Source organism: Halomonas sp. GFAJ-1 (genome assembly GCA_002966495.1).
GTDB lineage: Bacteria > Pseudomonadota > Gammaproteobacteria > Pseudomonadales > Halomonadaceae > Vreelandella.
In genome coordinates, this window is sequence record CP016490.1 from 1,047,607 (window position 1) to 1,073,554 (window position 25,948).

A 25,948-nucleotide genomic window follows, 5' to 3' on the forward strand; every position below is an offset into this window, starting at 1 on the left:
ATTTTTTTTACCTACTAAGCCTCACCTTCTGCGCTCCTCTGCCGATATTAAAGTGACTGCCACGGTGCGTTTGCCAGCGGCCGAAGTAGCAGCCCTAAGAGGAATCAGCGTGATCAGTCTTGCGACCAATATAACGTCGCTACTGGTGCAAAATAATCTGCGCAGTAGCCAGCAGTCGATGCAAACCGCCATGCAGCGGTTATCGTCGGGCCTGCGCATTAATAGCGCCAAGGATGACCCCGCCGGGCAGGCAATTGCCAACCGTATGACGGCGCAAATAAAAGGCATGAATCAGGCGATCCGCAATACCAATGACGGCATCTCCATGGTGCAGACGGCTGAAGGCACGCTTAACCAGATTAACGATAATCTGCAGCGCATTCGAGAGCTAAGCGTTCAGGCGGCCAATGGCACAAATGCACCCTCCGATCTGGCGTCTATCCAGGGGGAAATCGACCAGCGTTTGGAGGAGATTGAGCGCCTGGCAGGGCAGAGCAATTTCAACGGCATCGGACTGTTGGGAAGCGATAAGACGCTCAATATCCAGGTCGGCGCCAATGCAGGTAATGTGATCGGGGTGCGTTTTGAGGCGATGGGCTTACAGGCATTAGGCTTGGAAGGTTTCAGTGTACTGGGTGATAACAGCGCAACAGACAACCCACTCACTGCCATGGATGAAGCACTTAAACGCGTAGACCGTCAGCGTAGCTATATGGGGGCTGTGCAAAACCGCTTTGAGAGCGTTATCGAAGGGCTGAATACCAACATTATCAACACGTCTGCCGCGCGGTCACGCATCCAGGATGCCGACTACGCACAGGAAGTCTCGAATCTGATCCGTGCTCAAATCCTACAGCAGGCAGGCGTAGCGATTTTGGCCCAGGCCAATCAGCAGCCGCAGATGATTCTGCGACTGCTGGAAGGGCTATAAGAAGCGCTATCAACACGAGAGGCGCTTTTACTTGATGATGCCCTGCTCCCGCGCCATGGCATAGGCTGCCTGGGGGCCATTCCAGAGTGATGGCAGTAAGATCAATGACACGGGAATCGCAGTAATCACGATAAACTGCTGCAGCGCGCCGATTTGTCCAGCGCCCATGTAGAGCAGAACCGCCGCCATCAGCGCCATCGCAATGCCCCAGAAGGCACGTATGTAAGGGCTGGGGTTGTCGTGACCAGCGCCCACTACCGCAATGGCGTAGCTCATTGAATCACCCGTGGTCGCCACAAAAATGGTGGTCAGCAATAGAATTGCCAGCGCCATCCAAGTGCCGCCGGGCAGCGCCTGGGCAACTGTTAATGTTGCCACATCAAATTGGAAGTTGTTCAGCGCATCGGTGAGGTCAATGACGCCGTTGAGCTGGTAGTAAATACCCGAGCCGCCCAGCAAGGTAAACCATACGGTAGTCGCAATAGGCGCAAGAACCGCAACGGCTAGAATCATCTCGCGAATGCTGCGGCCCCGAGAAATACGCGCCACAAAAATTGCCATTAACGGCGCATAGCCAATAAACCAGGCAAAGAAGAATACCGTCCACCACTGCATCCACCACGCTGGTGCGGTGTCGGCGGTCATGGTCGCCATGGTGAAGAACTCACTCGCATAGGCGCCCATACTCGCAACGTAGGTGTTGACCAAAAACAGCGTAGGCCCAAAGACGAAAATCGCCGCGCCAATCGCCAGCGCCAGCAGCACATTAAAACGGCTGAGTAGCTGGATACCTTTGTGTACGCCACTCATGGACGAGAGCACATAAACACTGCCCAACACTGCCAAAATAATCAGCTGTCCGGGGTAGCCTTCAGGTAGTCCAAATAGCTCATGCAGGCCAAAGCTTACCTGCGTTGCCAAAAAACCAATCGGGCCGACCGTGCCGGCAACGACTGCAATCACACAGCACGCATCGACTACCGCCCCCAGTGGGCCACGCATTAGGCGCTCGCCTAAAATTGGGTACAGCAGCGTACGCGGTTGAAGCGGTTGGCCTTTCACATAGTGGGCGTGGGCCAGCACTACTGCCGTCAGGGAGCCCAGTACGGCCCATGCCATGAAGCCCCAGTGCATAAACGACTGGGCCAGCGCGCCAGAGACGGCTTCAGCGGTGCCTGCTTCGGTATCAAATGCCGGCGGCGTGACCACGAAGTGATAAACCGGCTCTCCGGCAGCGAAAAATACCCCGCCACCCGCCAGTAAGGTGCACAAAATAATCGATAGCCACTTGAAGGTGCTTATTTCTGGTGTATCAAGATTACCAATTTTAGCACTGGCAGCGGGGGTGGCGGCCAAGCCAATCGCGATAAAGAAGGTCAGCAAAAGCAACAGTTGAAAGTAGCTGCCCAGCACCAGGGCCGTCCAAGCGAACCCGGCGCTGATGGAGTCGGCGACCAGCTCAATGTCGTACAGTGACAGAGCAAGAAACGCGACGATAAAGCCAATGCTGAGGAGCAGCACAATAGGGTCGCCAATGGTACGCTGTATGCGGCCCTCGTTTGGGACAGGTTGGTTCATAAAACACCTATAAATGAAAAGTCAGGGGCAGAGGTGCCCATTTATCAGCACCTTGCGCAAACGGGTGTAACGCATAGGTCCACAGATTTTTTTAAAGCTTGGTTTTTCGAACAAAAAAAAGCGCCATTCAATGAATGGCGCGAGGACAGGAAACTGGATGTAGTTTATCGCAAATATAGACCAAGGTCTAATGCGTTTTGCTTTGGTGCAAGATAAACACCGTCATGCACTGATATAAAGCAGTCAAAAAGCGTCCGTAGGCGAAGAGTTCTCAGCGTTTTTCAGAGAGGGACTTTCATTACCAACGAAACAGCAGCGAGGCACTGGTGGTGTGATCAGTACGTTCGCTGGCATCTTCTGGCGGTAGTGAATTGTGTTTGATCTCGTGGGATAGCCGTAACGACAGCCGAGAGTTCAAGCGTGTTGTCAGGGCTGTGAGTGACCGTGACGTCGTATTTTGGTCGGTATACTCAACGGACATCTCCTGCTTAAGGTCAGAGTGTTGCGAAAACTCCCAACGGTAATCAAGGGCGGAATAGGCCACGGCGAGCCGCTCATTTTCGTCGTCGCGTAGTCGATCGTGACGATAGCCTGGCCCCGCCTCAAGGGAGAGGTAATGGCGCTCACCATCGACAATTTGTCGGCCGTAGCCACCAATCGCGGAGAGCTGTTGGTCGTAACCGGCAAAGCGGTCTTTTTCCCACCGAGCAAAACCGAATAAATAGTGCGGGCCGTTAAAGTCGTAGCGCTCGCGGCCCGCCAGTAAATACTGTTCAGCGCTTGTGTTGCCATCTCTGCTGACATTGCGCACTTCACCGCGCAGTGAGTGAGTCAACTGGCCGGTAATCCATGTTAGGCGTGTTTTGCCAATCAGAGTACGGCTATCGGTATTGCCGGAAAGCTGGTTAAACCCAAGCTCAGCGTCGCCACTGAATAGGGGGGCGTCATCTTGAGGGGGAGGGGGCGCATAAAATGGGCTAGCCGTTGCTGCAGAAACCCCTACTAAACTACTGGCTAGCACGATACATCTTGTAAGGCTTAGCACGACTCTCCTCCTTGAGTACACAACGGTGCGAACAGCTGACCTTAAAGCGCAGCTAGTAGGTATCAGTATATAGACGCGGCTAGATGGCTGCTATTAAGGCAACGTGCCACAACAGCGCCATGGCTAACGCCTCTTGGCATTGCGGTGCCATAATGACGCTGTCGCGCACTATGAGTTCCGTTATGACTGCTTCCCGCCCCCGAACGCTGGCTGAATTACAGCGCTGGCGCCGCACCCGCGCAAAACACCGCTGGTATAAGCGCAGCTTTCGCTTACAGGTCATGCTGTTGGTGGGCTTCTTATTGGCCGGTATGCTGCTGGCGCAAGGCACGTATCTGAATCACCGCAAAGCGGAAATCATTACCTATCAAATGGGTGAGCGGGCGTTGGCGGTGGCTAAAACGGTGGCGGGTATGCCGCAAATCATTCATGCGTTTGCTACCCCTGATCCCGCGTTAATTATCCAACCCTTGGCGGAGCGCGTTCGCCAAGAAACCGGCGCCCGCTATGTGGTGGTGGGCAATGCTCAGACGATTCGCTATTCGCACCCGCTGCCGGAACGCATCGGCCACCCCATGGTAGGCGGCGACAACGACCAAGCGCTGATTTATGGTCAGTCATATGTGTCAGAGGCAACCGGCACGCTGGGTACCGCAATGCGCGGCAAGACTCCCATCTGGGATGAAGAGGGGAATATTATCGGCGTGGTCTCGGTGGGCTTTATGCTCGATCGTGTGGCCATGGATGTGGGGCGCTATACCAACTTTGGTTGGGCGTTAGTGGCGCTGATGATCGCCTTAGGGTTTGCAGGCGCCTACTGGCTGTCACAGCATCTTAAAAAGGTCATTCTTGGTTTAGAGCCCTACGAGATTGCCCGTCTGGCCATGGAAAAAGAGGCGATTTTACAGTCGATCCACGAGGGTATTCTGGCGGTCAACCGCGAGGGGCAGATTACCTTAGTGAATCAACAAGCGCGGCGTTTTTTAGGATTGCTGGATGAGCATGTGCTGCTGGGCCAGCCGATTCGCGAAGTGGTGCCTAATTCGCGGCTACTGGAAGTATTAAGGCACGGTGAGCAGGAGTTCAACCAGGAGATGTGGCTGGGTGACCACCCGGTGGTGGTCAATCGCGTGCCGATTGTGCATGAAGGCGAGATTGAAGGCGCCGTTGCCACATTTCGTAGCCGCCGTGAGATTGTTGACCTTTCCCAAGCGCTGACCCAGGCAAGCCGTGATGTGGATATGCTGCGTGCTCAAGCCCATGAGTTTTCTAACAAGCTGTACACTATTTCAGGCTTACTCCAGCTAAAACGTATTGACGAGGCGCTGGCGCTGATTCATCACGAAACTGAACGTGCTCAGGCGCAGATGAGCTTTTTGATGCGCCATGTCACCGACGCGGTATTAAGCGGAACGCTGCTGGGTAAGCTGACCCGTGCCCGAGAGCTTGGGGTTGCGTTGGAAATTGATGAGCAGAGCTCACTCTCCAGCCCCTTAACGCCCACTGGACAAGAGGTCATGATGAGCGTGGTGGGCAACTTATTGGATAATGCCTGCCATGCTGCGCTTAATGGCCCAAACAGCGATACCCCAACAGTCCGCCTGTTCTTTACCGACCTGGGGGAGCAGCTGTTGATTGAAGTAGAGGATAACGGCCCAGGCGTCCCTGGTGAGCATGCACAGTCGATCTTTCAAGAAGGGTTTTCGACTAAAACCGGCAAGCATCGTGGCATTGGTTTAGCCTTGGTCGCGCGGCTGTGCCGTCAGCACGGCGGTGAGGTGACGCTAGAAGAGAGCGAATTAGGCGGTGCGTGCTTTATTGCTGTGCTTGATCGCTCGCTTTGCGATCAAGCAGCCACGACGTCCTACTCATAATAACGATGCCAGTATAAGAGGGATGACTATGTCTACGGCGCAGTACGGTATTTTGGTCGTCGAAGACGATTTTCGCATTGCTGATATCCATAAAGCGTTTATCGAACAGAGCGACGGCTTTTATGTGGTGGGAATGGCACGCAACGGCAGCGAAGCAAAAGCGCTAATGGCCGAGCATGCTGACACTATCCAACTGATTCTATTGGATGCGTATTTGCCTGATGTGGAAGGCCTAGAATTGCTATGGGCTATCCGGCGCGACTATGTGCATGTGGATATTGTGATGGTGACCGCCGCCCGTGAAGTGGAAACCATTAGCGAAGCGCTGCGCGGTGGCGTTTTCGACTACCTGATTAAACCCATTGAAGTCACGCGGATGAGCCAGATGTTGAGCCGCTTTCGCCGAGAGCGAGCAGCCTTGGCCAATCGCGTTGAAATGAATCAAGACGAGCTAGATCAGGTGCTAGCGCGGTTGCAGCCGAACGAGCCACCGCGGCCAGCGACGCGCTCGCTACCCAAAGGGGTTGACCGATTAACGCTACGCCGCGTGGTGGATGCGCTGGCAGCAGCACAGGACTCGCTTACGGCTATGCAGGTGGCGCGCACCATGGGGGCAAGCCGCTCCACGGCGCGGCGCTACTTGGAGTTTTTAGTGGCTGAACAGGCGGTTAACGCAGAGCTAGGGTATGGCGATGTTGGTCGACCTGAGCGGCGCTACCGGCTACTAGCCGCGGCGAAAGGCTGGTTAGAGGCGCTGTAATGTATCCGCGTGAACAAAATGAACAAAACGCACATAAAGAACAGTTTGTCCTTTATGCCCATAAGCTTGTCCCCTGAACCTAACTTCTTCTAACGTTCTCAGCGTAACCACACTACAACACGCATATAACCACACGTTTATAACGTTGTTTATAACAATACGCTTATAAAAAATAGCTGAATCGTGGAGAACGCCAATGATCTCGCCTTCCCTAAAGCGCCTAGCCGTGCTGGCCCTGCCGATGGCTGCCCTTGCCGTAACAACCAACGTTCACGCTGAAGAGTGGTCGCCGAGCCGCTCAATTGAATTTGTAGCCCCGGCTAACCCAGGCGGTGGCTGGGACACACTGGTACGTACCGTTTCCCGTGTGCTGCAAGAAGAGCAGCTTGCTGAGCGTAACTTTGCGGCGATTAACGTGCCTGGCGGCGGCGGTGCGGTCGCGTGGGCGCAAATCGCCCGCGATAGCGGTAACCCACACAAGCTGTTTGCGACCAGCCCACCGATAATTCTGGTACCGCTCGCCGGTGCCTCCCGCTACGACCACACTGATTTCACACCGGTCGCGCGCTTAATTACCGATTACTCCATCATTTTGGTTTCTGCAAACGCTGAGTATGAAACCATCAATGACCTATTTGATGCGTTAAAAGAGAACCCTCGTTTGAGCGTTGGTGGCGGCAGTGCCCCTGGCTCTATGGACCACATCTCAGTGGCGGGCTTGGCATCAGCGGCGGGGTTAGATGCCTCTAGCGTCAACTACATTCCGTTCTCAGGCGGTGGCGACGCCATGACCAACCTGATGGGGGGGCATGTAGAAGCGGTTATTACCGGCGCCGGTGAAGCCGCTGGCCAGTTGGGAGAAGGCAGTCAATTACGTGCACTGGGCGTATCCGCACCTGAGCGTTTGACGGGCAGCTTAGCGGATGTCCCCACCTACCAAGAGCAGGGTGTTGATTACACGTTCGATATCTGGCGTGGCGTGATGGGTACCCCCGACATGCCTGAAGAAGCCGTCACCTACTATGAAAATCTCTTCGCTGAAATGCTAGAAACCGACGGTTGGCAGCAGGCCCGTGATCAGCTGGGCTGGATTGATGCCTATCAAAGCAGCGAAGAATTTGGCGACTTTTTGGATCAGCAGAAAGAGCTATTCAGCGACGTGCTGAGCGAGCTTGGCCTACTGCGCCAGTAAGCGCTCCTCTGAGTCCTCCCGATGGCGTTTCGCCATCGGGATTCATCGTCTGAGACCGATACCGCAAGGCAGTGCTTAAATGCCACGGCGCCTTCGGAGAGATTCCAATGACTCGATTAAACACTAACCAGTGGCTGGCACTTGTGTTAGCGCTGTTGGCGGCTGCCTATCTAGCGATGGCGTGGCAGATTCCTGTTTTCCCGTTGCCACGACCAGTGGATTCTGACCTGTTCCCTAAAGTGCTGGGCGCGGCGTTGCTATTGCTATCGGTTTTTCTCTTTTTTGAGAAACCCACCCCGATTGCAGGCGCCGATGAAATCGATCAAGACGCTACCCAAGGGCCGCTGCTGCTTACTCCCTGGGCACGCGTTGTAATAACCGCGCTGGCCATTGCTGCCTACGCGCTGCTGCTGGTGCCATTGGGTTTTGTGCTTGCCTCAACGCTACTGTGCGTTGGCTTGACCGCTTACTACGGCTACCAACGTCATGGGGTCAACCTAGCGTCCTCTTTGGGTGTGGTGCTGGTGCTTTATCTGACGATGACGCGGGTCATGGATGTTTACCTTCCAACCGGCGTTCTGCCGTTCTAATCACACCGTGATGCTGAATTTGTAGCGGGTTTTGCGAGAGAGTCTCCCATGGATGCCTTAAACAATTTGATGTATGGCTTTGGCATCGCGCTTGAGCCAATGAATATTGCGTATGTCTTTGCTGGTGTATTTGCGGGCACTATTATCGGCATGCTGCCGGGCCTAGGGCCGATTAGTGCACTGGCACTGATGATTCCGATTACCTTTGCCATGGAGCCTTCGTCAGGGCTGATCTTGATGGCGGGGGTTTACTACGGCGCGATTTTTGGCGGCTCTACGTCGTCTATTCTGCTTAATGCCCCCGGTGTTGCAGGCACGGTGGCGACCTCCTTTGACGGCTATCCGTTGGCCAAGCAGGGGATGGCCGGGAAAGCGCTGGCTATTGCTGCCTATGCCTCCTTCATTGGCGGCACCATTTCGATTGTCTTTTTGATGCTAGTGGCACCGCTACTTTCCAAAGTCGCGGTGAGTTTTGGCCCACCGGAGTATTTTGCGTTGATGGTACTGGGCCTTACCGCCGTGGTCTCACTATCGGATAAATCCTTGGTGAAAGGGTTAATTGCGGCGGTAGTGGGTGTGATGATCTCCATTGTTGGTATCGACTTACAAACGGGTACCGAGCGCTTTACCTTTGGCACTATTAACTTGCTCGACGGTATCGATTTTCTGGTGGTGGCTCTGGGTATTTTTGCCTTGGCAGAAGTTTTTTACATGCTGCTACGGGGCGGTGGCGGTAAAGCGCCGAAGCGAAATGCGATTGGCTCGCTAAAACTGTCGGGCAGTGAAATGAAGCAGATTGCAGGCCCTATCAGCCGTAGCTCGGTACTTGGTTTCTTTACCGGGGTGCTGCCTGGCGCAGGGGCCACGATTGGCTCTTTTCTTGGCTACAGCATGGAAAAACGTATTGCTAAAGATGGCGATACTTTCGGTAAGGGCAATATTAAGGGGGTTGCTGCCCCGGAAGCGGCCAATAACGCTGCCTGTACCGGTTCATTTGTGCCGCTGCTAACGCTGGGTGTGCCGGGTTCTGGTACGACGGCGGTGCTGCTGGGTGCGCTTTTGGTGATGGGGGTAACGCCTGGGCCAATGATGCTTGAGCAGCGCCCGGATGTGTTTTGGGGGGTTATCGCGAGTATGTATATCGGCAACATCTTCCTGCTGGTACTCAACCTGCCGCTGATTCCACTGATCGCCAAAATTCTTGATCTACCACGGCCACTGCTGCTATCGCTGATTTTAATCTTCTGCATGATTGGCGTTTACGGCATGAGCTTCAGCGTATTTGATCTACTGCTGCTGCTTGGTTTTGGGTTGATTGGCCTGGGGATGCGCTTATTTGGCTTCCCCGCAGCACCGCTGATTTTGGCGCTGATTCTAGGCAATATCATGGAAGAGTCCATGCGCCGCGCGCTGCAGATTTCTGGCGGGGACTGGATGATTTTTGTTGAAAAACCCATCTCACTGAGCCTTCTGCTTATTGCGCTGCTGTCGCTTGGTTTACCGCTCTTAAAGAAGCGTCGTAAGCGCCCCGTGGCTTAAGCATCCCTCTTTTTAAAAAACGTTTAGCGCCTTAGCCTAGCTAGGGCGTTTTTTTAGTTTTTTACACTAAATCGCTGTGAATGCTTTCTTGGTGCATGGTGCTCTCCTGGTGCATCCAAGCCGTGCATTAAGGATGCGTTAGCGCGCTACGTTAGTGCATAAAGCGTTTTTAGGTGTTTCTTAGTTAATGGCTAAGTGTTTGATTTATTATTTATTAAATTCATTTGTTCCAGTGTGGCGCACCCCTTGCAGGCGTAATAGGTACCACTCTAGTGGACGTGCTGAAGCGCACCAATGCCGGTAGCAGCAAGAGGCAGAGGTTTCAGCACGCAGCCAACATACAGAGCCCCAAGCATAAGGGGCGCAAGGAGGTTCAAGTGACCACACTGCAGCGCAAGACACACCCTCGCACCCTTGGCCGTTTTACCACTGGCTTAATTGCCGCCGCGGTAATGGGCGCCAGCGCCCACGCGGTTGCCCAAGATAACGACCCCATCAAAGTCGGTATTCTTCATTCGCTTTCAGGCACCATGGCGATCAGTGAGTCAACGCTAAAAGACACCGTTGAGATGCTAATTGAGCAGCAGAATGACGCCGGTGGTTTGCTGGGCCGCGAGCTTGAAGCCGTAGTGGTCGACCCGGCTTCTAACTGGCCGCTGTTTGCCGAGCGCGCCCGTGAGCTGCTGGCTCAGCATGAAGTAGACGTTGTGTTTGGTAACTGGACTTCGGTATCGCGTAAAGCCGTTCTACCGGTGTTTGAAGAGCTAAACGGCCTGCTGTTCTACCCGGTACAGTACGAAGGGGAAGAGTCTTCTGAAAACGTCTTCTATACCGGCGCGGCCCCCAACCAGCAGGCGATTCCTGCCGTTGAGTATCTGATTAATGAAGTCGGTATCGAGCGTTTTGCACTGGTCGGCACCGATTATGTCTACCCGCGCACCACCAACCGGATTCTGGAAGCATTCTTAAAAGATGAGCATGGTGTGGCAGACGAAGACATCATGATCAGCTACACGCCGTTCGGCCATTCGGACTGGCAGAATATCGTCTCTGAAATACGCCGCTTTGGTGAAGAGGGCAAATCTACCGCCGTGGTTTCGACGATTAATGGCGATGCCAATGTTCCCTTCTACCGGGAACTGGCTAACCAAGGCATTGACGCTGCGGATATCCCGGTGATTGCTTTCTCGGTAGGTGAGCAGGAGCTTTCAGGTATTGATACCGGGCCGCTTGTGGGCCACTTGGCCGCGTGGAACTACTTTATGAGCGTTGATACCGACGAAAACTATGACTTTATAGATGCTTGGATTGACTGGACCGGCGATGAGGAAGCCGTCACTAACGACCCCATGGAAGCGCACTACATCGGCTTCAACATGTGGGCGGAAGCGGTACGTAAAGCAGGTACTACCGACGTTGATGCAGTAAAAGAGGCAATTATTGGCGTAACGGTTCCCAATCTCTCCGGCGGCTATGCGGCCATGATGCCTAACCACCACATTACCAAGCCAGTGCTGATTGGTGAGGTGCAGGATAACGGCCAGTTCGACATCGTATGGCAAACGCCGTCAACCGTTGCGGGCGATGCCTGGTCTGACTACCTGCCGGGTTCACGTGATTTGATCGCCGACTGGCGTGCGCCCATGCGCTGCGGCAATTTCAACGTTGCGACCGGCTCCTGTGGTGGTAGCACCGCAGCAGAAGAAGCCGAGGCGGCCCTCGCTGAGTAACACCCTTATCCCTTGCCGCACTGCTTCGCTAGGCCCATGGATGCCAAGCGAAGCAGTGCAACAACACGCGGCAAGGGAGCACGCTACCTCTCCTTTTTAGACAACCCTTGTTAGACAACCAAAGGAAGAACCCCTATGAGGCGTTTCCTTTCCTTGGGGCTTTTGTGCGCGCTGCTACTGAGCATTTCGTTCACTGCACAAGCACAATCTGACTCCAACCCACCTGATGACTCAGCCGCGCTGGAACTGCTCGAAGCGTTGGACGTGCGTTCTTATCCTGCCAAAGGAGAGGCGATTACGGCCATAGTGCAAAGCGACGATGAGCGCGCCCGCGACTGGCTACAGGCACTCCTGGATGGCCGCTTACAACGCACTGACGACGGCCGTTTTGTGGTGGTGCTTGATAACCGTGGTCGTGACTGGCCAGTGGCGGATGCGTTGACCAATGAACCTCTGGGCGATATGTCGCGCCGCGAGCTGGATCGCATCGGTATTAATAACGCCCTGCGCAATCAGCTACGCAGCGCCATTGCGGTGGTGGACCTCTATTCACCCGATGTTGAGCGTCGCCGTTCTTCGGCAGAACGGTTATTGGGTGAAGTGGATGAAGAGCTAGCCGAGCCGCTCGGTGAACTGATCACAGAGGAGGAGGACCGCCAGGTACAGCGTCGCCTTGCCCAGGCGCTTGCCATTTATCAAGTAGAGAGTGGCCAGCTTGAAGGCGTTGAGGCACTGCGCGGTAGCCTTCACCCCCGTGCCCGTGTGGCGCTCAGCCGCGCGGCCAGCGGGGAAGATCCTATTATTGCCGATGCAGCAAGAGAAGCGCTGAGCAGTATTGAGCAGAATCTGAGAATCAACCGCGGTATTGAGACCCTCTACTTCGGCTTAAGTTTAGGCTCCGTATTGGTGCTGGCGGCGATTGGTTTGGCAATTACCTTTGGTGTCATGGGGGTGATTAACATGGCCCACGGCGAGCTGATCATGCTGGGCGCTTATACCACCTGGATGATGCAGCAATTCTTGCCCGGCCAGCCAGGGCTAGCGTTAATCTTATCGATTCCTGCGGGCTTTATGGTGGCGGCACTTGCAGGTATTGCCATTGAGCGTGGCGTGATCCAGTTCCTCAAAGGCCGCCCGCTGGAAACCCTGCTAGCCACCTTCGGTATTAGCCTGATTCTGCAGCAGCTGGTGCGCACGGTGATCTCGCCGCTGAACCGCACCGTGATTACACCCGAGTGGATGAGCGGTTCGTTGGTGATTAACGACGCCCTGTCATTAACGCTCAACCGCATGTTTGTACTGGGTTTTGCACTGGTGGTGTTTGCAGGCCTGATGCTGATTATGCGCCGCACGCGCCTGGGGCTTGAGGTTCGCGCCGTGACTCAAAACCGCGCTATGGCACGCTCTATGGGTATCCGCGCTACCCGTGTGGATATCATGACCTTTGCGCTGGGCTCTGGCGTGGCAGGTTTGGCAGGCGTTGCGCTCTCGCAGCTGACCAACGTAGGCCCCAACCTTGGCCAAAACTACATTATTGATTCGTTCATGGTGGTGGTGTTTGGCGGCGTGGGCAACCTGTGGGGCACCCTGGTGGCTGGGCTCTCCCTGGGCATTATCAACCAAGTGTTGGAACCCTGGGCAGGCGCAGTGCTTGCCAAGATTATTGTGCTGGTCTTTATCATTCTGTTTATTCAAAAACGCCCGCGTGGACTCTTCCCGCAGAAGGGCCGGGCTGCGGAGGGCTAAGCGATGTCATCAACGACTTCATTAACGACGCAATCATCCTCGAGCCAGTTTTGGCTAACCCGCCCGTTTGGCGAACGGGCCACGCAGATTTTTCTTGGCGTGCTGTTTGCCGCACTTCTGCTGGTCACTGTGCTGCACCTAGCGGTACCCCAGGGCCATCCGCTACATGTGAATGCCTACACGGTAAACCTGTTTGGCAAGTACTTAAGCTACGCGCTGCTGGCGGTAGCGGTCGACCTGGTGTGGGGTTACTTGGGTATTTTAAGCCTTGGCCACGGCGCATTTTTTGCCATTGGCGGCTACGCCATGGGCATGTACCTGATGCGCCAAATCGGTGACCGTGGCACTTACGGTGACCCGGTATTACCGGATTTCATGGTGTTTCTCAGCTGGGATAGCCTGCCCTGGTACTGGCTCGGCTTTGATATGGCCTGGTTCGCGTTTGCCATGGTGTTGATAGCGCCCGGCCTGCTGGCATTGGTATTCGGCTTTTTAGCTTTTCGCTCACGGGTGACCGGGGTTTATCTGTCGATCATCACCCAAGCGCTCACCTTTGCCCTGATGCTGGCATTCTTCCGCAATGAGATGGGCTTTGGCGGCAACAACGGGCTGACCGATTTCCGCGAGCTGCTGGGCTACAACCTGCGCAGTAATGACACCCGCTTAGGACTATTTATTGCTACCGGCGTGGCGCTAGCGCTGGGCTACGTTCTTTGCCGCGCGATTGTCACCAGCAAACTAGGCCGAGTGTGTGTGGCCACCCGAGACGCCGAGGCGCGCACGCGCTTTATTGGCTACCGGGTGGAGCGTTTTCAGCTATTTGTGTTTGTGGTGTCAGCCATGCTGGCGGGCTTGGCGGGGGCGCTATACGTGCCACAGGTAGGCATTATTAACCCCAGCGAGTTTTCGCCAATTTTCTCTATTGAGATTGTGCTGTGGGTCGCGCTGGGCGGTCGTGCCACGCTATATGGCGCGGTAATTGGGGCAATTTTGGTTAACTACGCCAAAACCGTGTTTACCGGCGTGATGCCGGATGCCTGGCTGTTTGCCCTAGGGGCGATGTTCGTACTGGTAACGGTCTTTCTGCCCAAGGGCGTGGCGGGGCTATTTCGCCATCTCAAGCGACGCAAGCAGGGCGATGAGAGCGAACAACCCAACAGCACACCTAAGGAGGCCGCCGTATGAGCTTTTTACAATCGCTGAGCCAGCGCGACCGGGTGTTTGATTTTATGGCTCCCCAGGCTTCCCCGGTAGATGTGCGCCATGGCCCGATTCTGTATATGGAAGATGTCACAGTGAGCTTCGATGGTTTCAAGGCCATCAACAACTTAAACCTGACCATCGATGACGGCGAGCTGCGCTGCATTATCGGCCCCAACGGGGCGGGTAAAACCACTATGATGGACATCATCACCGGCAAAACGCGGCCCAACCAAGGCAGCGTGTGGTTCGGTAGTCGCCATAATCTGCTGCAAATGAACGAACCTGACATCGCCAGCCTAGGCATTGGCCGTAAGTTCCAAAAACCTACGGTGTTTGAAGCGCTTAGCGTGTTCGAAAACCTAGAGCTTGCCATGGCCGCAGATAAGCGGATTTTTCCCACGCTGACCGCCCGCATGACCGGTGAAATCAAAGACCGCATTGATGAGGTGCTGGAAACCATTGGGTTGACCGCGCTGCGATACCAGCCTGCCGGCATTCTCTCCCACGGCCAGAAGCAGTGGCTGGAAATTGGCATGCTGTTGATGCAGCGACCGCGCTTGCTGCTGGTGGATGAGCCGGTGGCGGGGATGACGGAGCAAGAGATGGAGCGCACCGCCGAGCTACTAACCAGCCTTGCGGGTAAGCAGTCTGTGGTGGTGGTAGAGCACGATATGGGGTTTGTGCGCTCGATTGCCCGAAAAGTGACCGTGCTGCATCAGGGCAGCGTGCTGGCAGAGGGCAGTATGGATCAGGTATCAAGCGACCCTAAGGTGGTTGAAGTCTACCTGGGTGCCGATGATGAGGAGGCCGCCTGATGCTATCCATTGAAAGGCTCAACCAATTTTATGGGCAAAGCCATACGCTGTGGGATTTAGACCTTGAGGTGCCCGCAGGCGAATGCACCTGCGTGATGGGCCGTAACGGGGTGGGTAAAACCACCTTAATGAAGGCCATCATGGGCGAAGTGGCAGTGAAGAGCGGCCAGCTACGCTACCAAGGCGGTGACGGCGACATTGAGCTGACCAAAAAAGCCGTTGAAGCACGCTCCCGAATGGGGATTGGCTTCGTACCTCAGGGACGGCAGATTTTTCCGCTGCTCACGGTGGAGGAGAACCTGCGCACCGGGCTTGCTGCCCGAGGCGACGGGCTGAAAAAAATCCCCGAGCGCATCTATGACCTGTTCCCCGTGTTAAAAGAGATGAAGCATCGCCGGGGTGGCGACTTATCCGGCGGGCAGCAACAGCAGCTCGCTATTGGCCGTGCGCTGGTGATTGAACCTAAGCTGCTGATTCTTGATGAGCCAGGGGAGGGCATCCAGCCCAATATCGTCGCCCAAATTGGTCAGGTGATTCGCCAACTGATCAAAGAGGACGGCTTAACAGTGCTGCTGGTAGAACAGAAGCTACCCTTCGCCCGCAAATACGCCGACCGCTTCGTGATTATGGATCGCGGCCGACCGGTGGCCAAAGGCGATATTAGCGAGCTTTCCAACGCGCTGATCAAGCAGCACCTGACCGTTTAAGTTATCCACACCCGATTCACGGCGCCCACTAATTAGTGGGCGCCGTAGGTAATAGCACAGGTTGTAAAAACAGAAGGTGTAAAAGTATTGAGTGTGAAAACCTTTAGTTTGAGAACTTAGGGTGTTATGAATAAACAGTTTAAGAACTTGGCGTTTAAGAACAAAGAGTGAAAAAACCCTGCGCTGGGTTCGTGTTGGCAACATTGCTTTACGGTAACATGGCTCGCCTTAACAACCAGAGCCGGGTGGAGTATGCGTTATAAAGATAAAAATCAGCTCGCTACCGAGTGGCGAACGCTGCTGGAAAGTACGCCGATGGCGTTACGCCAAGCGGTGGAAGCGCTGATCGAACAACACTGCGCCCACTTTGCTGATCACTTCTACAGCGTCATGCTAGAAGATCCTCATGCCTCGCTGTTTCTCTCTAACGACCAAGTGCATCAGCGCTTAAACCCTTCCATGCAGCGCTGGCTAAGTGCCATGTTTGCCGTAGAACTGGCTGACTTCGATGCGCTGGTCGTGCATCAGGAAAAAATTGGCCAGGTGCATGCCCGTATCGATATCCCGGTTAATCTAGTGCTTAACGGAGCACGACAGCTTAAACAGGCAATTTATCAGCAGATGAAAGCCACTTTTGATAGCCCGCTGTCGCCGGGAGACGCCTCTGTGTATGTCTCCAACCATATTGATATGGCCATGGAAATTATGAGTCACGCCTACTCCGTCGCCAGTGACCGCAATGCGCGCACTGAAGAGGCATACAAGCTCTTTTCTCTGACCCAGAGTATCGGCGATGAGCGCGAGCGGCAGCGTTCGGCGCTATTGGACTGGGAAAATACGCTGATGTTTGCCGTGGCCGCCCAGCAGGAGATAGCCAACTTTCCCCGGCTAGCAAACTCCGAATTTGGCCTATGGTACTTTCATAAAGCCTGCCATGCCTTTGAGGGCGCGCCGGAAATTACGACGATATCGCGCCACATTCAGCAGGTGGATAGCGAATGGTTAAAGGCCCTGGCCAGCGAAGATACCACTGCACGGCTGCGGGCGTTGAGCGATATTCGCACCGCTGCGCGCACCATCATCATGCTGTTAGATGATGTGCTAGAGCGCGCTTCAGGTTTAGAAGCAGGGCGCGATAGTTTAACCCGGCTGCTTAATCGTAAGTTTCTTTCCGTAGTACTTAACCGTGAAGTTGAGATTGCCCGCCATTCAGACAAGCGCTTTGCGCTATTAATGGTGGATATCGACCACTTCAAGTCGATCAATGATACCCATGGGCACGATGCTGGCGACAGCGTACTGCAGCAGGTAGCGAGTATTCTTGACCGCTCCACTCGCGGTGGCGACTACGTATTCCGCATGGGCGGCGAAGAGTTTTTAATTGTATTGGTCGACACTGACCAGGATGGCAGCCGGCTGTTTGCCGAGCGATTGAGGCAAGCCGTGGCCAAAGAGCCTATGCTCGCAACGGCCGATACACTGCTCAATGTGACGGTAAGCGTTGGATTAACACTCCACGATGGCCACCCGGACTACCAGCGCTCCATGCAGCGCGCCGACCAAGCGCTCTACCAAGCCAAGCGCGGTGGGCGTAACCGGGTCATTGTGCAATAGGCGATAAGCGATGGAGGCAAAATGACACACGGCCTAGTGCTCACCTCGCACTATGCTGATAATACCTAGCGATACGATTCACTCGCGCTTTACAACAAGCACAATAATAGCAAGGATCAGCCTACCCCATGACGAATCGGTGGCGTCGACAGAGAAACCAGCGCAAGAGTATCGTCATTGCTATCGTTGTGTCGTATGTGCTGTTTTTGCACGTATTGCTGGGTGGCTATGCTCAGGCAGCGCTGCTTGGTAGTGGTGGCCACTCTCCGCTGTTTGTGTTGTGCGACCCCCACGGTGTGATGGCTAATCGGGGTGGCGCGACGGATACCGCAGGCTCCAGCGAGCTTAATCATCTTCTATGCAAATCAGCCTGCGCACTTGGTGCTGCGCTGGCGAGCGTACCGCAAGGCTTTATAGCCTTGGCTGATGTGGAGGCTTTGCCTCCTTATTGTGAACCTCTTCAGCAAGCCTTTGGCTTGTTCATGCTCTGTTATGCGCGTGCACCTCCTGACGTGACAGCGTTCCTACTATCTTAACCATTAATGAGGTCTGTCGCTTTGTGTTGCACTTTTGATTAGCAACAAAGTGTCTCTGTCTACGCTTTATAGGAGCTTTTTATGTTTACCCTTCGTACAGCACTGCTTTCCTCGCTGCTATTAGTCAGTACCACTCTGTTTGCCCATCATGGCGGTTCGCATGATGATGACGCGGATGGTGGCTCGTCACATATTAAAGCCTCCCAGCCTTGGACACGCGCTACGCCGCCCGGTGCAGGCGCTGGGGGAGGATTTGTCACGCTTACTAACCATGGCGATCAAGGCGATCGGCTAGTCAGCGCTTCGACCCCTATCACCGAGCGAACGGAAATTCATACCATGGAAATGGACGGCGAGGTGATGCGCATGGTCCCGTTGCCGGGTGGTATTGAAATTCCTGCCGGTGAATCAGTGGCCCTAGCCCCCGGTGGTTTGCATCTGATGTTCATGGATCTTCCCCGCCCTATCGTGGAAGGTGAGCCGCTGCCTGTCACGCTGGAGTTCCAGCGTGCTGACAGTATTGAGCTTCAGCTTCAGGTAGTGCCTGTCGGGTCTTCGCCTGATGGCCTTAGTGCTCATGCTGACCAGCACCAAGAACACAGCCATATGGCACATTAAGCGTGCCACGCCGCGACGTTGCGCTGCTTTCCATTGGTTCGTTGGTATTGCTACTGACGTTGGCCGTGTTTTTTGTGGTCTTCGGCCGTCAATCCGAGGGCCCGACGCTGGCCGAGCTGGGTGGGCAATTTCAGTTGGTGGATACTGAAGGTGGGGTCGTTACGCAAGATGAGCTGATCGGAAAGCCGACACTGTTGTTTTTTGGCTTTACCTACTGCCCGGATGTTTGCCCTAACACACTGTTCAAACTCTCGCGTTTGATTCAGCAGTTGGGGCCGCAGGCAGATCAGTTCAACTATCTCTTTGTTTCTCTGGACTGGCAGCGTGATGGCCCTGAACAGCTGGCGCGCTACCTCTCGGTGTTCGACGAGCGCATACGAGGTCTGTCTGGAAACGAGGCACAAATTGATGCAATGGCTGACGCCTACCAGGTTCAGTACGAGCGTGTATCACTCGGACAAGGCGATTACACCCTCAGCCATACGGCTGCCACCTACCTATTGGATCGCGAAGGTAACGTCGTGGGCACTCTGGCCTACGATGTCGAGCCGGAGTTTGCCAAGGCACCCCTGATATCCTTACTGTCATCTTCCTGAATAGGCCATCAACGCCGACCAGCCGTCGGCGTTGATGGGTAGCAGGCCTAAGTGGCGTGCCTGGCAAGGCGGCGCTCTTGACGCGGCCGCACGATGCACCAGTCGATGACCAGCATCACCAACAGCGACGCGCCTACCAGTGGAAACAGCAACCCGCCGATGACCAGCAGGGCGATGAGCCCGCGGAACACCCGCGTGTCGGCAGGCAGGGGCGGCACGCCCATGGCGCCAGAGGGGCGGCGTTTCCACCACATCACACCCGCGGCCACGCACATCACGATGATGGCTAGGCAGGCGGCCAGCAGGAAGAGCTGATTGGCCAGGCCAAACTCCTGCCCCAGGTGAACGTTGATGCCGAACTCCAGCCAGCGGCCCAGAGGGCCGTAATCGGCGTAGCGCATGTCGATCAGCGGCTCGCCGCTGTACTGGTCGAGATGGATTACCCGCTGTTGGGCCAGGTCATCCGGATAGATGGAGCCGGTGTAGACGCCTGCTGCCGTTGTGGGTAGGTTGACGACATAGCCCTGCTGTAGCCCCAGCTCATCCAGAATCGCTACGATGCTGTTCAGCCCAAGGCGGGGTGTCGGCGTGGGTAGTGAGGTGGATTCCGGCACTTGGGCCTGCTCTAGCGACCAGCTGGTGGTGCCTTGATCGCTCAGGTAAGCATTGGACATGGGCACTTCCACGCGTACCCCCGAGGGGTAGCCGAAGTTGTTGCCGTTGGCCCACTGGTTGACCTGCCCGCCCCATACGCCTGACCAAGGCATGCCGGTAATGGCCAGAAATACGATAACCCCACCGGTAAAGATGCCCAGCACCGCATGCAGGTCGCGCCAAAACACTCGGCTGTTGGGTTTGCCGCGCACGCTCACCACGCCGTCGCGACCGTTGCGCGGCCACCAGAGGTAAATACCGGTAGCGACCAGCAGGATCGACCAGCCCGCTGCCATCTCGATCAGCTTGCGCGGGGTTTGTCCGAAGAGCTTGAAGCTATGCAGGTAGCGCACGGTCCACATCACCGTTCCCCGGTCATCCAGCGAGCCCAGCACCTCGGCGGTGTAAGGATTCACGTAGACCGCCAGGCGTTCGCCAGACAAGGTGTTGACGGTAATCTCAGCCGAGCTTTCCGGCGTGGCGGGGGAGGTGTATTTCACCGCCGTGCCGGGGTAGTCCTGCAGTGCCGCACTGACCTGAGCGGCAGGGGGCTGGGCGGCCTCCTGAACTGCCACGCGCTTTAGGTCGGAATGTATGAAGGCATCCAGCTCGTCATTGAATAAGTACAGCGCGCCCGTCAGTGAAAGGATGATCAAAAAGGGTAGTACCAGCAGCCCGGCATAGAAGTGCCAGCGCCAGACGGCGCGATACAGATCCAGCGCGGCTTTGCGCGCGGGTGGAGATGTGGAAATAGTCGACATGTGGGTGCTCCAGAGCCGCTGCATAGCGGCGAGCAGCGACTCCCCCTAAGGAGGCGCCACCACTGGGTAACAGGTGGGCAAGGCGCTAAGTGCGCCTACCCCGCGCAGTCATGGGGTTAACTGGCCTGCAGCAAGGGGGGAGCACGAGGGCAAGCGTGGGGGTAATCGAGCCATACCACCGTCCGTTGGGAGAACGTGTTTGGCAATGGCGACGCGTCGATAAACGCCCTGCCCAATGGCAGGAAGGTGGTTGGGTGCCGAGGATGACGGCTGCCAGACACCGCAGTAATCACACTGGTGGTGCCAGTGCTCCAGTGCGTGGGACGAGGAGGGAGTAGGGTCGGAGTGGCTGAGACACAAGGCATGCTCGTCATGGTGGGCATGACCTGACGCCTGCAGTTGGGAAAGCAGCGGCCCGGCAAACAGCAGGTAGATCGCGACGAACGCCAGACAAAGCGCTGCGCGATACCAGAGAGAGTCGGCAGACCGAAATGGATGCATCCCTACCACACTGATGAACGTTGTCAGGGCAAATGATGTCATGCCACGAGCTTGGTATGACACGAATCTGGCCGTGAGAGTGCTGTACCCGCAATTCACGCTCGCACAGTTTACAGGGTTCGCACTGAACACAATACGGTGAGCTCTTAACGACATGGTGTCGCGTATGGCCTGTTTGATGGCTCTTTTTTTATGAGCCTTTTTGGTGCGCGCTTAAAGTGCCACGCTTTTTTGTGTTCGGTTTTGGTGCAAGAAAGGCTTTTGTTTGCCCAGCCAGGAGAGTGCCAGCGAAGTGATAGGGGATATGGCGGCGCTTTCACCATTTTGGCGCACTCTTTGCATTAAACGGGGAAAGGCTTATCAAAAAGGATGCGACCGCTCCCCATGCTGCTGTGCGAACCCGCAACACCGCGTGCTGGCTCCGGCCACCGGTTTGACCAAGACCGCCACTGGGCGGCATCGTTGGCGCTGCGTTTTGCTAACCGCGACGGCATTACCCGGCTCACCCAGGCCCGCCATCAGGGGCCGCTTCGGGTACAGCGCCCGTTTTACCCCGAAGGCAGCGCGCAAGCCTGCCATGTATATGTGCTGCACCCGCCGGGTGGCTTGGTCAGTGGCGATGCGCTGACGATTAATGCCCACGTAGAGCACGGGGCCCATGCGCTGCTAACCACCCCCGCCGCAAATAAACTCTATAAAGCCGACAGCCAGGGCGTTGCCTGGGCTCAGCACACCGCACTGAACGTGGACGATGGCGGCATACTTGAGTGGCTGCCCCAGGAAACCATCGCGTTTGATGGTTCCAAGGGCAACCAGCGCACTCATATCGCGCTTCACGGCAGCGCGCGCTGCCTAGGCTGGGAAATCATGGCCCTTGGCCGTCCTGCGAGCGAACTCCCCTACCTTTCTGGCTGCATTGAGCAGCACTTTCGGCTAACCCTGGATGGCAAGCCGCTGTGGCTAGAGCGCCAGCCGTTAGACCCATCTCACCCGCGCTTTGCAGGGCGCTGGGGCCAGGGCGGCGCCACAGTACAAGCCACGCTATGGGCGGTAGGCCTGGAAGAAGCCGGGGCGGCGATTGATGAGCTACGCGAGTTACTGCCGGATAACCCGCGCTGGGCGGTTACCGTTCGCCGCGGCGTGCTGCTGCTGCGCTACCTTGGCAACTCCCGTAATGAAGCATGGACGCTGTGTGAACAGGCCTGGCACCTATTACGCCCGCGCTGGATTGAGCGTACAGCCCACACCCCACGCATTTGGCTAACCTAATGTGATGCACCGCTGGAGACATGCCCCATGGAACTGACCCCACGAGACAAAGACAAGCTGCTGCTGTTTTCAGCTGCCCAGCTGGCCGAACGCCGCAAAGCACGCGGCCTAAAGCTTAACTACCCCGAAGCCGTCGCACTGATTAGCTTTGAAATCATCGAAGGTGCCCGTGACGGCAGAAGTGTCGCCGATCTAATGAGCTACGGCCGTGAAATTCTTAGCCGTGACGACGTGATGGAAGGCGTGGCGGAAATGGTCGATGAAGTGCAAGTAGAGGCCACGTTCCCTGATGGGACAAAGCTGGTCACCGTGCACACGCCCATTGTGTAAGTAGCGAAGGGTGAATGATGGAGTTATGACACACACCTAACGCCTTACCCCTCACAGCAACGCGACGAAGGAGCAAGCAGATGATTCCTGGTGAGTATCAGTTAAAAGACGGTGATATTGAGCTATGCGTGGGACGCGAGCGAATCACGGTAGAAGTGGCCAATACCGGCGACCGCCCCATTCAGATCGGTTCTCACTACCACTTTGCTGAAGCCAATCCCGCGCTGGTGTTTGATCGCAGCAAAGCCCGCGGCTTTCGCCTAGACGTGGCGGCAGGCACCGCGATCCGCTTTGAGCCTGGCCAGACCCGCGAAGTCACGCTAATTCCTTTCGTCGGCAAGCGCGAAATCTACGGCTTCCGCGGCGATGTGATGGGTGCACTTGATGGAGGTAACCAATGACATCGGTTAACAAAATCAGCCGGCAAGCCTATGCCGACATGTACGGCCCCACGGTGGGCGACCGCGTGCGCCTGGGCGATACCGAGCTGTGGATTGAAGTTGAAAAAGATGCCACCCACTACGGCGACGAAGTGAAGTTCGGCGGCGGTAAGGTTATCCGTGACGGTATGGGGCAAAGCCAGCGTAACGACGGTACGGTCATGGATACGGTGATTACTAATGCGCTGATTTTAGACTGGTGGGGCATCGTCAAAGCCGATGTTGGCCTGCAAAACGGGCGCATTGCAGCGATTGGCAAGGCGGGCAACCCCGACGTACAGCCTGATGTGGAGATTGTGATTGGCCCTGGCACTGAAGTTATCTCAGGCGAAGGCAAGATTCTCACCGCTGGCGGCATCGACGCGCATATCCACTTTATCTGCCCCCAACAGGTAGAAGAAGCGCTCATGAGCGGCGTGACTACCATGTTGGGCGGGGGGACTGGCCCGGCGACGGGCTCCAACGCTACCACCTGCACCCCCGGCGCTTGGCACATTGGCAAGATGCTCCAAGCGGTGGACGATTTGCCGATGAACATTGGCCTGCTCGGCAAAGGTAATGCCAGCCTGCCTGAAGCATTGGAAGCGCAGCTAGAAGCCGGTGCCATGGGGCTCAAGCTCCACGAAGACTGGGGCACCACGCCTGCATCGATTGATACCTGCCTAAGCGTAGCGGAAAAGTATGATGTACAGATCGCGATCCACACCGATACGCTAAACGAATCCGGCTTTGTGGAAGACACCCTGGCGGCGTTTAAAGAGCGTGGCATTCATACTTACCACACCGAAGGGGCAGGCGGCGGTCACGCGCCGGATATCCTGACTGCCTGCTCAAAAGAGTACGTGCTGCCGTCTTCCACTAATCCGACGCGGCCTTATACGGTTAACACCATCGACGAACACCTGGATATGTTGATGGTCTGCCACCACCTGGACCCCAATATCCCTGAAGACGTAGCTTTCGCCGACTCACGCATTCGCCGTGAAACCATCGCCGCTGAAGATATTCTCCACGATTTGGGCGTGATCTCGATGATTGCATCGGACTCCCAAGCCATGGGGCGGGTGGGCGAAGTGGTCTGCCGTACCTGGCAAACGGCCCATAAAATGAAGGTACAGCGCGGCTTACTGCCCGAAGATGAAGCGCTGGGCGCGGATAATCTGCGTGCCAAGCGCTATATTGCCAAATACACCATTAACCCTGCCATCACTCACGGTATTGCCCATGAAGTAGGCTCTATCGAAGTAGGCAAGCTGGCTGATTTAGTGCTCTGGAAACCGGCGTTTTTTGGCGTAAAGCCCTCGCTGATTTTAAAAGGCGGCATGATTGCGGCAGCCCCTATGGGCGACCCCAATGCCTCTATTCCCACGCCGCAGCCAGTGCATTACCGCCACATGTTTGGCGCCTTTGGGCGGGCCACCAGCCATATCCGGCTCAACTTTGTTAGCCAGGCCGCCATTGATGCGGGAATTAAGGAGCGCCTGGGCCTGCATAGCACCTTAGCGGCCTGTAAAAACGTGCGTGGCGTGCGCAAAAAAGATATGAAGCTCAACGATGCCTGCCCAGAACTGACGGTTGACCCACAAACCTACGAAGTGCACTGCGACGGCGAGCTGCTCACCTGCGAGCCAGCGACCGAGCTACCACTGGCGCAGCGGTATCACTTGTTCTGATAAAGGAGCCCTTATGCTGAAACTGATAGAACGTTTAGGGCCGGTGGAAGAGAGCGCCGCCAGCGACACGCTGACACTGCCTTTTGAGCTGCGCATTCGCGGGCGCTTAAAAGCGGACAGCGACAGCGGCCAATCCTTAGGCCTGTTTCTAGACCGCGGCCCCGTGCTGCGCGATGGCGAAGGCTTAAAAGCCGAAAATGGCGAGATCGTGCGCATTTGCGCCGCGATTGAGCCTGTGGTGACTGCGCGAGTGAGCACGGGCCTGCCCCTGGCGAGGCTTGCTTACCACCTCGGCAACCGCCATGTGCAGCTCGCGCTGGGCGAAGACGAAAAGGGCGGCTGGGTGCGGTTCCCCCCCGACCATGTGCTAGAAGAACTGGCGGAATTGCTGGGAGCTGAGCTTGAGCATCACAACGCCACCTTCGACCCAGAACCAGGCGCCTATAACCAAGTAGGTGGCGGGCACTCGCACGGCCATTCGCACAGTCGTTCGCACAATCATGGCCACGCTCATTCCCACGACCACGACCACGACCACGACCACGCGCATGAGCACCACCATGCCCACTGAGCAGCCATCAGACCTCGCCCTGTTAGGGCTGATGCAGCTGGTCAGCCCGGCGCTGCCCATTGGGGCCTTCGCCTTTTCCCAAGGGCTAGAGAGCGCCTTTGAGCTGGGCTGGGTAAGCGATGAGCAAAGCCTTTCTGAGTGGCTTTCTGGCGTACTGGAAGATGGCCTAACCCGCTGTGAACTGCCGCTAATCGCGCGCTTGTACACCGCTTTTGAACAGCAGGACAGTAGTGCCATCGCCCTGTGGGACGAATGGCTAGCCGCCACCCGCGAAACCGCTGAATTAGCCACCGAGGATAGCCGCTTGGGTGCTTCACTCAAGCGCTTGCAGGGCAGCCTGAACTTATTGCCACATGAGACGTTACTGCCGGTTCAGGCCGGCTACGTCACCCTATTTAGCTATGCTGCTCACATGCGCGGCGTATCCAAGCGTCAGGCGCTTTTAGGGTTTGGCTGGGCGTGGCTGGAAAACCAGCTGGCAGTCGCCTGCAAAGCACTGCCCCTGGGCCACACCGCCGCCCAGCGCGTGATTGAACAGCTTCGCGGGGAGCTGGTGGCTGCCGTCGACCAGGCATTGTTGCTCGACGATGATGACCTTGGCCCCGTACTGCCCGGCGTGGCGCTGGCAAGTGCGCTGCATGAAACGCAATATTCACGCTTGTTTAGAAGCTAACT

At 56.0% G+C, this 25,948-nt stretch carries 24 protein-coding genes; 21 read left to right on the plus strand and 3 right to left on the minus strand.

The features are described 5' to 3' along the window. Window positions 1-109 precede the first annotated feature (109 nt). Window positions 110-931 carry a flagellin gene (locus BB497_04840; protein AVI62076.1) on the plus strand — a complete coding sequence of 274 codons (822 nt, stop codon included), beginning with the start codon at window positions 110-112 and terminating at the stop codon, window positions 929-931. 27 nt (window positions 932-958) lie between these two features. Here the strand turns inward: BB497_04840 and BB497_04845 are convergent, their stop codons facing one another. Both BB497_04845 and BB497_04850 read right to left on the minus strand, forming a co-directional pair. Then, window positions 959-2,509 carry a BCCT transporter gene (locus BB497_04845; GenBank protein ID AVI62077.1) on the minus strand — a complete coding sequence of 517 codons (1,551 nt, stop codon included), beginning with the start codon at window positions 2,507-2,509 and terminating at the stop codon, window positions 959-961. 298 nt (window positions 2,510-2,807) lie between these two features. Then, the gene (locus BB497_04850) at window positions 2,808-3,554 is read right to left on the minus strand and encodes a hypothetical protein (protein AVI62078.1); all 747 of its coding nucleotides are present in this window, start codon (window positions 3,552-3,554) and stop codon (window positions 2,808-2,810) included. Between the two features lie 182 nt (window positions 3,555-3,736). Between BB497_04850 and BB497_04855 the strand changes: the two genes are divergently transcribed. The 14 genes from BB497_04855 to BB497_04920 all read left to right on the plus strand — a co-directional run bounded on the left by BB497_04855 (window position 3,737) and on the right by BB497_04920 (window position 19,074). Next, window positions 3,737-5,428: a histidine kinase gene (locus BB497_04855; GenBank protein AVI62079.1), complete on the plus strand. Its 1,692-nt coding sequence runs from the start codon at window positions 3,737-3,739 to the stop codon at window positions 5,426-5,428. A gap of 28 nt (window positions 5,429-5,456) precedes the next feature. Beyond that, a complete protein-coding gene (locus BB497_04860; protein ID AVI62080.1) occupies window positions 5,457-6,188 on the plus strand; it encodes a transcriptional regulator in 732 nt (243 codons plus the stop codon). Window positions 6,189-6,384: 196 nt separating this feature from the next. Continuing rightward, on the plus strand, window positions 6,385-7,380 hold the full coding sequence (locus BB497_04865; GenBank protein ID AVI62081.1) for a tricarboxylic transporter: 996 nt from the start codon (window positions 6,385-6,387) through the stop codon (window positions 7,378-7,380). Between the two features lie 107 nt (window positions 7,381-7,487). Continuing rightward, window positions 7,488-7,970 carry a TctB protein gene (locus tag BB497_04870; protein ID AVI62082.1) on the plus strand — a complete coding sequence of 161 codons (483 nt, stop codon included), beginning with the start codon at window positions 7,488-7,490 and terminating at the stop codon, window positions 7,968-7,970. 48 nt (window positions 7,971-8,018) lie between these two features. Further along, the gene (locus BB497_04875; protein AVI62083.1) at window positions 8,019-9,509 is read left to right on the plus strand and encodes a transporter; all 1,491 of its coding nucleotides are present in this window, start codon (window positions 8,019-8,021) and stop codon (window positions 9,507-9,509) included. Between the two features lie 377 nt (window positions 9,510-9,886). Continuing rightward, a complete protein-coding gene (locus tag BB497_04880) occupies window positions 9,887-11,239 on the plus strand; it encodes an urea ABC transporter substrate-binding protein (GenBank protein ID AVI62084.1) in 1,353 nt (450 codons plus the stop codon). Between the two features lie 135 nt (window positions 11,240-11,374). Next, window positions 11,375-12,985, plus strand: coding sequence for an urea ABC transporter permease subunit UrtB (locus tag BB497_04885; protein AVI62085.1), 1,611 nt, complete (start codon window positions 11,375-11,377; stop codon window positions 12,983-12,985). A gap of 3 nt (window positions 12,986-12,988) precedes the next feature. Then, window positions 12,989-14,170 (plus strand): urea ABC transporter permease subunit UrtC, encoded by a 1,182-nt coding sequence (locus BB497_04890; protein ID AVI62086.1) that lies wholly within the window; start codon window positions 12,989-12,991, stop codon window positions 14,168-14,170. Continuing rightward, window positions 14,167-15,003 carry an urea ABC transporter ATP-binding protein UrtD gene (locus tag BB497_04895; protein ID AVI62087.1) on the plus strand — a complete coding sequence of 279 codons (837 nt, stop codon included), beginning with the start codon at window positions 14,167-14,169 and terminating at the stop codon, window positions 15,001-15,003. The genes BB497_04890 and BB497_04895 overlap by 4 nt, the downstream gene beginning before the upstream one ends. Next, the gene (locus BB497_04900) at window positions 15,003-15,710 is read left to right on the plus strand and encodes an urea ABC transporter ATP-binding subunit UrtE (protein ID AVI62088.1); all 708 of its coding nucleotides are present in this window, start codon (window positions 15,003-15,005) and stop codon (window positions 15,708-15,710) included. Before BB497_04895 ends, BB497_04900 begins: the two co-directional genes overlap by 1 nt. Window positions 15,711-15,962: 252 nt before the next feature. Further along, the gene (locus BB497_04905) at window positions 15,963-17,324 is read left to right on the plus strand and encodes a diguanylate cyclase (protein AVI62089.1); all 1,362 of its coding nucleotides are present in this window, start codon (window positions 15,963-15,965) and stop codon (window positions 17,322-17,324) included. 128 nt (window positions 17,325-17,452) lie between these two features. Beyond that, window positions 17,453-17,860 (plus strand): hypothetical protein, encoded by a 408-nt coding sequence (locus BB497_04910; GenBank protein ID AVI62090.1) that lies wholly within the window; start codon window positions 17,453-17,455, stop codon window positions 17,858-17,860. An 81-nt stretch (window positions 17,861-17,941) separates the two neighbouring features. Further along, complete coding sequence (locus BB497_04915; GenBank protein AVI62091.1) at window positions 17,942-18,478, plus strand: hypothetical protein; 537 nt, start codon at window positions 17,942-17,944, stop codon at window positions 18,476-18,478. Window positions 18,479-18,480: 2 nt separating this feature from the next. Beyond that, on the plus strand, window positions 18,481-19,074 hold the full coding sequence (locus BB497_04920; GenBank protein AVI62092.1) for a photosynthetic protein synthase I: 594 nt from the start codon (window positions 18,481-18,483) through the stop codon (window positions 19,072-19,074). Window positions 19,075-19,121: 47 nt separating this feature from the next. Here BB497_04920 and BB497_04925 read toward each other — a convergent pair whose 3' ends face one another. Beyond that, a complete protein-coding gene (locus tag BB497_04925) occupies window positions 19,122-20,489 on the minus strand; it encodes a hypothetical protein (GenBank protein ID AVI62093.1) in 1,368 nt (455 codons plus the stop codon). Between the two features lie 885 nt (window positions 20,490-21,374). On the opposite strand from BB497_04925, the gene BB497_04930 reads away from it, so the two are divergent. The 6 genes from BB497_04930 to BB497_04955 all read left to right on the plus strand — a co-directional run bounded on the left by BB497_04930 (window position 21,375) and on the right by BB497_04955 (window position 25,946). Continuing rightward, window positions 21,375-22,259 (plus strand): urease accessory protein ureD, encoded by an 885-nt coding sequence (locus BB497_04930; protein ID AVI62094.1) that lies wholly within the window; start codon window positions 21,375-21,377, stop codon window positions 22,257-22,259. Window positions 22,260-22,286: 27 nt separating this feature from the next. Further along, a complete protein-coding gene (locus tag BB497_04935; protein ID AVI62095.1) occupies window positions 22,287-22,589 on the plus strand; it encodes an urease subunit gamma in 303 nt (100 codons plus the stop codon). Window positions 22,590-22,669: 80 nt separating this feature from the next. After that, the gene (locus tag BB497_04940; protein ID AVI62096.1) at window positions 22,670-22,990 is read left to right on the plus strand and encodes an urease subunit beta; all 321 of its coding nucleotides are present in this window, start codon (window positions 22,670-22,672) and stop codon (window positions 22,988-22,990) included. After that, complete coding sequence (locus BB497_04945) at window positions 22,987-24,702, plus strand: urease subunit alpha (protein ID AVI62097.1); 1,716 nt, start codon at window positions 22,987-22,989, stop codon at window positions 24,700-24,702. The genes BB497_04940 and BB497_04945 overlap by 4 nt, the downstream gene beginning before the upstream one ends. Window positions 24,703-24,715: 13 nt before the next feature. Further along, window positions 24,716-25,273 (plus strand): urease accessory protein UreE, encoded by a 558-nt coding sequence (locus tag BB497_04950; GenBank protein AVI62098.1) that lies wholly within the window; start codon window positions 24,716-24,718, stop codon window positions 25,271-25,273. Continuing rightward, window positions 25,263-25,946: an urease accessory protein UreF gene (locus tag BB497_04955; protein AVI62099.1), complete on the plus strand. Its 684-nt coding sequence runs from the start codon at window positions 25,263-25,265 to the stop codon at window positions 25,944-25,946. The genes BB497_04950 and BB497_04955 overlap by 11 nt, the downstream gene beginning before the upstream one ends. Window positions 25,947-25,948 lie beyond the last annotated feature (2 nt).